General features: G+C 42.4%; 8 protein-coding genes. All 8 read left to right on the top strand.

Annotation, left to right across the window (positions count from 1 at the left end):
* Positions 1-107: 107 nt before the first annotated feature.
* The 8 genes from iscR (at position 108) to H5187_RS22225 (ending at position 7,351) form a co-directional block, all read left to right on the top strand.
* Positions 108-599 (top strand): Fe-S cluster assembly transcriptional regulator IscR, encoded by a 492-nt coding sequence (iscR, locus tag H5187_RS22260; protein WP_145236527.1) that lies wholly within the window; start codon positions 108-110, stop codon positions 597-599.
* 23 nt (positions 600-622) lie between these two features.
* Positions 623-1,840, top strand: a complete 1,218-nt coding sequence (locus H5187_RS22255) for an IscS subfamily cysteine desulfurase (protein ID WP_149980538.1) — start codon at positions 623-625, stop codon at positions 1,838-1,840.
* A gap of 40 nt (positions 1,841-1,880) precedes the next feature.
* Positions 1,881-2,264, top strand: a complete 384-nt coding sequence (iscU, locus tag H5187_RS22250) for a Fe-S cluster assembly scaffold IscU (RefSeq protein ID WP_145236533.1) — start codon at positions 1,881-1,883, stop codon at positions 2,262-2,264.
* A gap of 10 nt (positions 2,265-2,274) precedes the next feature.
* A complete protein-coding gene (gene iscA / locus H5187_RS22245) occupies positions 2,275-2,598 on the top strand; it encodes an iron-sulfur cluster assembly protein IscA (RefSeq protein ID WP_145236536.1) in 324 nt (107 codons plus the stop codon).
* A 92-nt stretch (positions 2,599-2,690) separates the two neighbouring features.
* Complete coding sequence (gene hscB, locus H5187_RS22240) at positions 2,691-3,218, top strand: co-chaperone HscB (RefSeq protein ID WP_149980539.1); 528 nt, start codon at positions 2,691-2,693, stop codon at positions 3,216-3,218.
* A gap of 51 nt (positions 3,219-3,269) precedes the next feature.
* Positions 3,270-5,132 (top strand): Fe-S protein assembly chaperone HscA, encoded by a 1,863-nt coding sequence (hscA, locus tag H5187_RS22235; RefSeq protein WP_145236544.1) that lies wholly within the window; start codon positions 3,270-3,272, stop codon positions 5,130-5,132.
* Between the two features lie 11 nt (positions 5,133-5,143).
* Complete coding sequence (gene fdx / locus H5187_RS22230; protein ID WP_145236547.1) at positions 5,144-5,482, top strand: ISC system 2Fe-2S type ferredoxin; 339 nt, start codon at positions 5,144-5,146, stop codon at positions 5,480-5,482.
* A 441-nt stretch (positions 5,483-5,923) separates the two neighbouring features.
* On the top strand, positions 5,924-7,351 hold the full coding sequence (locus H5187_RS22225) for an NAD-dependent succinate-semialdehyde dehydrogenase (RefSeq protein WP_182798377.1): 1,428 nt from the start codon (positions 5,924-5,926) through the stop codon (positions 7,349-7,351).
* Positions 7,352-7,478: the final 127 nt, after the last annotated feature.

Here is a 7,478-nt window from a genome sequence, read left to right as displayed (position 1 = left end):
CCTAGAACCTAGAACCTAGAACCTAGAACCTAGAACCTAGACTTTATTTAATACTTGACTATTTTACTCTGGTAATTAAAATTTGCACTCTTTAGTGCGGGGGCTCCATGAAGTTAACATCAAAAGGCAGGTATGCCGTCACAGCGATGCTGGATGTTGCGCTACATACAAATGTAGGGCCAGTTCCCCTTGCTGATATTTCAGAACGACAAGAAATTTCTTTGTCGTATCTAGAGCAGTTATTTGCCCGGTTACGTAAAAGTGGTTTAGTCAGCTCAGTGCGTGGACCTGGTGGTGGTTATTTACTCGGTCGAGAAACGCATGCAATTTCGGTTGGTGATGTGATCAACGCCGTTGATGAATCAATAGATGCAACCCGATGCCATGGTGCAACGGGCGGCTGTCAAAGCGGTATGCGGTGTTTAACTCACACCTTATGGTCTGATCTAAGTACCAGAATAGAAGACTTTTTAAACGGTATTACCCTTGCTGAATTGGTGGAAAAGTCAGATGTGAAGGAAGTTTCATCTCGCCAAGATAACAGCGTTAATAATGCACTCAAGCAATTGGAAAATATTCAAGTAAGCTGCCAACTATAAGTTGGCGTCCAGCGGAGAAAGAAATGAAGTTACCGATTTATTTAGATTACGCAGCAACCACGCCAGTTGACGAGCGTGTAGCAAAAGAAATGATGCAATGCCTAACAATGGATGGCAATTTTGGTAACCCTGCATCACGTTCACACCGTTTTGGTTGGCAAGCTGAAGAAGCGATTGATCAAGCTCGTACTGATATCGCAGATTTAATTAACGCAGACCCACGTGAAATCGTTTTCACTTCGGGTGCGACAGAATCAAACAACCTTGCAATTAAAGGCGCAGCACAGTTTTATAAAAAGAAAGGTAAGCACGTTATTACCGCTAAAACTGAGCATAAAGCAGTGATCGACACCTGTCGTGAGCTAGAGCGTCAAGGGTTTGAAGTAACCTATATGGACGTTGAAGAAAACGGCCTACTTGATTTACAAAAATTAGCCGACACAATGCGCGATGACACAGTGTTAGTGAGCATTATGCATGTAAACAACGAGCTAGGTGTAATTCAAGATATCGCGACTATTGGCGAAATGTGTCGCGAACGTAAAATCATGTTCCACGTTGATGCTGCACAAAGTGCCGGTAAAGTTTTAATCGACGTGCAACAGCTTAAAGTTGATTTTATGTCTTTCTCAGCGCACAAAGTATATGGCCCGAAAGGTATCGGTGCATTGTATGTTCGCCGTAAACCGCGTGCTCGTTTAGAAGCACAAATGCATGGTGGTGGTCATGAGCGTGGAATGCGCTCTGGTACGCTAGCGACTCACCAGTTGGTTGGTATGGGTGCTGCATTTAGAATTGCCAAACAAGATTTCGAAAAAGATCATGCTCACATCAGCGCGCTTCGTAAGCGTTTAATTGATGGCATTATGGCTGATATGGATGAAGTGTACTTTAACGGTACGCCGGACCAATCAGTACCAGGAATAATTAACATCAGCTTTAACTTTGTTGAAGGTGAGTCGTTATTGATGGCTGTTAAAGATATTGCTGTATCATCAGGTTCTGCCTGTACTTCAGCAAGTTTAGAGCCTTCTTATGTATTACGTGCGCTTGGCCGCAACGATGAATTAGCACACAGCTCAATTCGTTTTAGTATTGGTCGTTTTACCACCGAAGAAGAGATTGATTATACCGTCAATTTAATGAAAAACTCTATCGGTCGCTTACGTGAGATGTCTCCTCTTTGGGAAATGCATCAAGAGGGTGTTGATTTAGATTCAGTTGAATGGGCTCATCATTAATTGACGAGCACATCCACTAGCAGGTAATGAGGATAGAATTATGGCGTATAGTGATAAAGTAATCGATCATGTTGAAAACCCACGTAACGTAGGTGTATTAGACAAAAATGATCCATCAGTAGCAACGGGTATGGTTGGCGCACCAGCATGTGGTGACGTAATGAAGCTGCAAATTAAAGTATCAGCTGCAGGCATAATTGAAGATGCTAAATTCAAAACATACGGTTGTGGTAGCGCAATTGCTTCATCGTCACTTGTAACAGAGTGGGTTAAAGGCAAGACATTAGATGAAGCTGCAATGATCAAAAACACTGATATCAGTGCTGAGCTTGAATTGCCTCCAGTGAAAATTCACTGTTCAATTTTAGCTGAAGATGCAATTCAAGCAGCAATTGCAGATTACAAAAGTAAACAAGCGAAGTAAGAGATAAATCATGGCAGTGACATTGACAGAAGCGGCAGTAAACCGCGTAGAATCATTTTTAGCAAATCGCGGAAAAGGCTTAGGCCTGCGCGTAGGCATTAAAACGACGGGCTGTTCAGGTCTTGCATATGTTCTTGAGTTTGTTGACGAGTTATCTGAAGGCGACGAAGTATTTGAATCTAAAGGGGTTAAAGTAATCGTCGACGCTAAAAGCTTAGTTTATATTGATGGCACCGAGCTTGATTACACTAAAGAAGGTTTGAACGAAGGGTTTAAATTTATTAACCCAAATCAAGCTGATGAGTGTGGTTGTGGCGAAAGTTTCACAGTATAAACAATAAAGTGATTGTACTCTCAAGCCCTGCACCTGTAGGGCTTTGTTCTATCTGAATTTTAAGCCAATAGATTGTTGGCATGGTTGGAATTATGCGCTATTTTGAATTGTTTGCGATACCCGTTGATTACAATGTAGATTTGGCAAAAGTAACTAAGAATTACCTCGAACTCCAGCGTGCTGTTCACCCAGATCGCCATGCCAATGCCAGCAGCCGTGATAAGTTATTAGCCGTACAAAATACCGCAGAAATTAATGATGCCTTACAAATTTTAAAGCATCCGGTAAAACGCGCAGAATATATGCTGAGTGAATTGGGTGTTGATATTCGTGCCGAGCAGCAAACACTACAAGATCCACTCTTTTTAATGCAGCAAATGGAATTACGTGAAGAGCTTGAAGAGCTAAGCACAAGCGATGATCCAGACACAGCGATTGCTCAGTTCGAGAAGCAAATAAAACAACTAGACAGCCAATACAGCGCGCAACTTGCTGAGCAATTGGCAAGTAATGACGAGCAGCAATGGCAGTTAGCCGCTGATAGCATTCGAAAATTAAAGTTCGTGTATAAATTACGAGATGAATTAGAGCGTATTGAAGACAGTTTATTCGACGATTAATTATCTAACTTACTGCACCATTGGTAAGTCAAACAAGAGTTAAAGATCATTATGGCATTATTGCAGATTGCTGAGCCGGGGCAGAGCGCGGCACCACATGAACATAAGTTAGCAATTGGTATTGACCTTGGTACTACCAACTCACTTGTTGCGACAGTACAAAGTGGCGAAGCGCGTACATTAACCGATGTTAATGGCGCAGCCATGTTACCGTCTGTTGTACGTTACGCCGCTGATGGTATAACAGTGGGCGAACTTGCCGCTCAAGCTGCAACACAAGATCCTGTAAATACTTTAATTTCAGTTAAACGTTTTTTAGGTAAAACTCAAGCTGAAATAGAGCAAAGCTACGGCCAATTACCGTATGATTTTTGTCAGCATGATGGCGCATTAGCGATTACCACCGCGGCTGGCAACATCAGCCCAATCACCGCATCAAGCGATATTTTAAAAGCATTAAAGCAACGCGCTGAAGAAAGCTTTGCAGGGCAAGATATTTTAGGTGCCGTGATCACAGTACCTGCTTATTTTGATGATGCACAGCGCCAAAGCACCAAAGATGCCGCAGAGCTTGCTGGTATTAATGTACTGCGTTTATTAAACGAGCCAACTGCAGCCGCAGTTGCTTATGGTTTAGATTCAGGCCAAGAAGGCATTATCGCAGTTTATGATTTAGGCGGCGGTACCTTTGATATTTCAATCTTGCGTTTAAACCAAGGTGTATTTGAAGTACTGGCAACCGGTGGTGATTCAAGCCTAGGTGGCGATGATTTTGACTCATTATTAGTGGATCATTTTAAACGTGAAACCGGTGTGATGACGCTATCTCCATCAGTATTACGCTTATTTATTAATAAAGCTAAAGCTTGTAAAGAAGCACTAAGCCAATATGCTAAAGTGAATGTTGGTCTTGAGTTTGATGATGAAAAATACACGGTTGAAGTCACTCGCGAAAAGTTTGAAGAACTAGCCATGGTGCTGGTGAAAAAAACACTCCGTTCGTGTCGCCGTGCAGTTAAAGATGCTGGCATTACAAATGACGAAGTACTGCAAGTAGTTATGGTCGGCGGCTCAACTCGTATGCCAATCGTACGCAACCAAGTCGCTGAATTTTTTAATAAAGAGCCGCTTACCTCTATTGATCCGGACCGCGTCGTTGCACTTGGTGCAGCATTACAAGCGGATGTGTTAGTGGGCAACAAGCCTGATTCAGACATGTTGTTACTTGATGTATTACCACTGTCGCTTGGCCTTGAGACTATGGGCGGCTTAGTGGAAAAGATTATTCCGCGTAATACCACTATACCTGTAGCACGAGCACAAGAGTTTACCACTTTTAAAGATGGTCAAACTGCAATGTCGCTGCATGTATTGCAAGGTGAACGAGAGCTAGTTGATGATTGCCGTTCATTGGCTAAATTTAGCTTAAAAGGTATTCCACCAATGGCAGCCGGTGCGGCGCATATTCGTGTGACCTTTAAAGTCGATGCCGATGGCTTACTTAGCGTATCTGCAATGGAAAAATCAACTGGCGTACAAGCTGAAATCCAGGTTAAACCATCGTTTGGTTTGTCAGATGACCAAGTAGCTAATATGCTTAAAGAGTCGATGACTAATGCCAAAGATGATATGCAAGCGCGTATGCTCAAAGAGCAACAAGTTGAAGCATTGCGTGTTATCGAAGCACTTTATGCATCATTAGCAACAGACAGTGCTTTACTTGCTGAACATGAATTAACTAACTTGAACGCTGAAATAGCGAAGCTAGTTACAGTTCGTGAGACAGCTACCGAGCCAAATCAAATAAAAGCAGCCATTGAGAAAGTTGATAACGCCAGCAGTAAATTTGCTGAGTTAAGAATGGATGCATCGATCAAAAAAGCACTGCAAGGGCAGTCAGTAGACAACGTTTAAAAGAGGTTAGAATGCCACAAATTATTTTTCTTCCCCATCCGGAATTATGTCCTGACGGCGCTGCAATTGATGCACCAAGTGGTGAAACAGTTCTTAATGTTGCACTTAAAAACGGTATCAGTATTCCACATGCTTGTGAAAAGTCATGTGCGTGTACCACTTGTCATTTAGTTATTCGTGAAGGTTTTGACTCACTTGACGAAAGTGACGAGCTTGAAGACGACATGCTAGATAAAGCATGGGGTTTAGAGCCTGAATCACGCCTAGGTTGCCAAGCAATCATCCGTGATGAAGACTTAATAGTTGAAATACCGAAGTACAATCTCAATATAGTTAATGAAGAGCATTGATTTAAAGCGCAGCTATAAGTTGTAAGCCTTAAGCTTTAAAGAAAACACCGCGCTCAATTTGAACGCGGTGTTTTTGTTTATAAAGGTCGAAAATTGCGCGAGGTAGACTTGCGCCTACGGGTTTGGCATCAATGTTTGAATTTGCGTAGGAGCCGGCTTTAGCCGCGAAAATTTAATTGATTTATTCACAAAGAGGTTAAGAGAGCGCTGCGCTTTAGAGATAAGTGAAGGGTATGTCTTCTCATTTACGCTCACGCGCCTACGGGTTTGGCATCAATGTTTGAATTTGTGTAGGCGCGGCTTTATGCCGCGCGGTTGTATTGAGATGTTAGATTTTAGGTGGAGCTAGTCTTTGCCTTTAACCTTTAACCTAGTACCTTTCACTTATCAGTGGTGAACATAACATTGGCTATATGCCGTAATAATTGCTTTGGAGGTTTTATGAATAATCTACTATTTAACGACTCTTTCATTAACGGTGAGTTTTACTCCACTGAAAAACACTTTAGTGTTGATGATCCCGCTACACAGCAAAGCATCATCATGGTAAGTGATATCGATGATGATGGGGTTTATAAAGCCATCAACGCCGCTCACGGCGCATTTATTAAACTCAAAGCCACGAATGCCACAACGCGTAGTAATGTATTAATGCGTTGGTTTGAACTGGTTATGCAGCATAAACAAACCCTTGCTGAATTAATGACTAAAGAGCAAGGTAAACCATTAAAAGAAGCCCTTGGTGAAGTTGAATATGGGGCTGGGTTTATTAAGTGGTACGCAGAGCAAGCCAAACGTAGCTATGGTGATGTGATCCCCGCCACTGATGACAATCATCGTTTAACTAGTTTTAAACAGCCTATTGGTGTGGTTGCAGGCATAACTCCTTGGAATTTTCCGATTGCTATGGTTACCCGTAAAGTTGCACCAGCCTATGCCGCAGGGTGTAGCTTTGTACTAAAACCTTCGGAACATACACCTTTATGTGCTTTAGCATTGGCTTATTTGGCTGACCAAGCCGGTTTTGAAAAAGGCGCTTTTAATGTATTGCTCTCTGAAAACGCTAAAATGGTGGGTGAGTTACTAACTGAATCTGAACTTGTTCGTAAGTTCACTTTTACCGGTTCAACGGGGGTCGGTAAGCAATTACTTGCACAATGTGCCCCTACTATTAAGCGTACTTCAATGGAACTTGGTGGTAACGCGCCGTTTATTATTTTTGATAATGCCGATTTGGATGAAGCGGTAACGGGCCTTATGGGGGCAAAATTTAGAAATGGCGGGCAAACTTGTGTCGCCGCTAACCGTATTTTTGTGCAGCGTAGCGTGCTTGATCAAGTTGTCGATAAATTAGCTAAAAAAGTTACAGCACTGAAAGTCGGTAATGGGCTTGATGACGCAACAGATATAGGGCCGTTGATTTATCCTAAAGCTAAGCAAAAAGTACAAGAGTTGGTTGCAGATGCCAAAGCAAAAGGTGCAGTACAAATAGGTGATAATGTTGAGCTTGGTGGTAACTATCAAGCACCGCTTATTTTAAATGGGGTAACTGCTGAGATGGACATTTACCATCAAGAAGTTTTTGGCCCGGTGGTGAGTATCATTATATTTGATGAAGAGCCTGAAGTTTTAGCACTGGCCAACGATGTGCCTTATGGTTTAGCTGCTTATTTTTATAGCCAAGATTTGAAACAAATATACCGAGTGAGCGAAGCGTTAGAGTACGGCATGGTAGGTATTAATGAAGGGTTAATATCAAACCCCGTCGCACCATTCGGTGGGGTTAAGCAGTCAGGCCTTGGTCGCGAAGGTGGCCACCAAGGGCTCGACGAGTACCTCGAAGAAAAATATGTGTGTATGAAAATTTAGCTTTAGAGCGGTAAGCTATAAGTTTTAAGCTGTCCGAGTGTTTTTTAAGTGTTGACATAATAATTAGCAACGCTCAAATTTTTTGGCTTACCGCTTACCGCTTACCGCTTACCGCTTACCGCTTACC

Source organism: Pseudoalteromonas sp. SG44-1 (assembly GCF_014164315.1).
In the GTDB taxonomy this organism is placed as follows: domain Bacteria; phylum Pseudomonadota; class Gammaproteobacteria; order Enterobacterales; family Alteromonadaceae; genus Pseudoalteromonas; species Pseudoalteromonas rhizosphaerae.
The sequence above is the reverse complement of the archived record's forward strand: the minus strand, read 5'-3'. Positions and strand labels throughout refer to the sequence as shown.

Coding starts and splice junctions, on each gene's coding strand:
- iscR (WP_145236527.1), top strand. CDS start 108: ATGAAGTTAACATCAAAAGGCAGGTATGCCGTCACAGCGATGCTGGAT.
- H5187_RS22255 (WP_149980538.1), top strand. CDS start 623: ATGAAGTTACCGATTTATTTAGATTACGCAGCAACCACGCCAGTTGAC.
- iscU (WP_145236533.1), top strand. CDS start 1,881: ATGGCGTATAGTGATAAAGTAATCGATCATGTTGAAAACCCACGTAAC.
- iscA (WP_145236536.1), top strand. CDS start 2,275: ATGGCAGTGACATTGACAGAAGCGGCAGTAAACCGCGTAGAATCATTT.
- hscB (WP_149980539.1), top strand. CDS start 2,691: ATGCGCTATTTTGAATTGTTTGCGATACCCGTTGATTACAATGTAGAT.
- hscA (WP_145236544.1), top strand. CDS start 3,270: ATGGCATTATTGCAGATTGCTGAGCCGGGGCAGAGCGCGGCACCACAT.
- fdx (WP_145236547.1), top strand. CDS start 5,144: ATGCCACAAATTATTTTTCTTCCCCATCCGGAATTATGTCCTGACGGC.
- H5187_RS22225 (WP_182798377.1), top strand. CDS start 5,924: ATGAATAATCTACTATTTAACGACTCTTTCATTAACGGTGAGTTTTAC.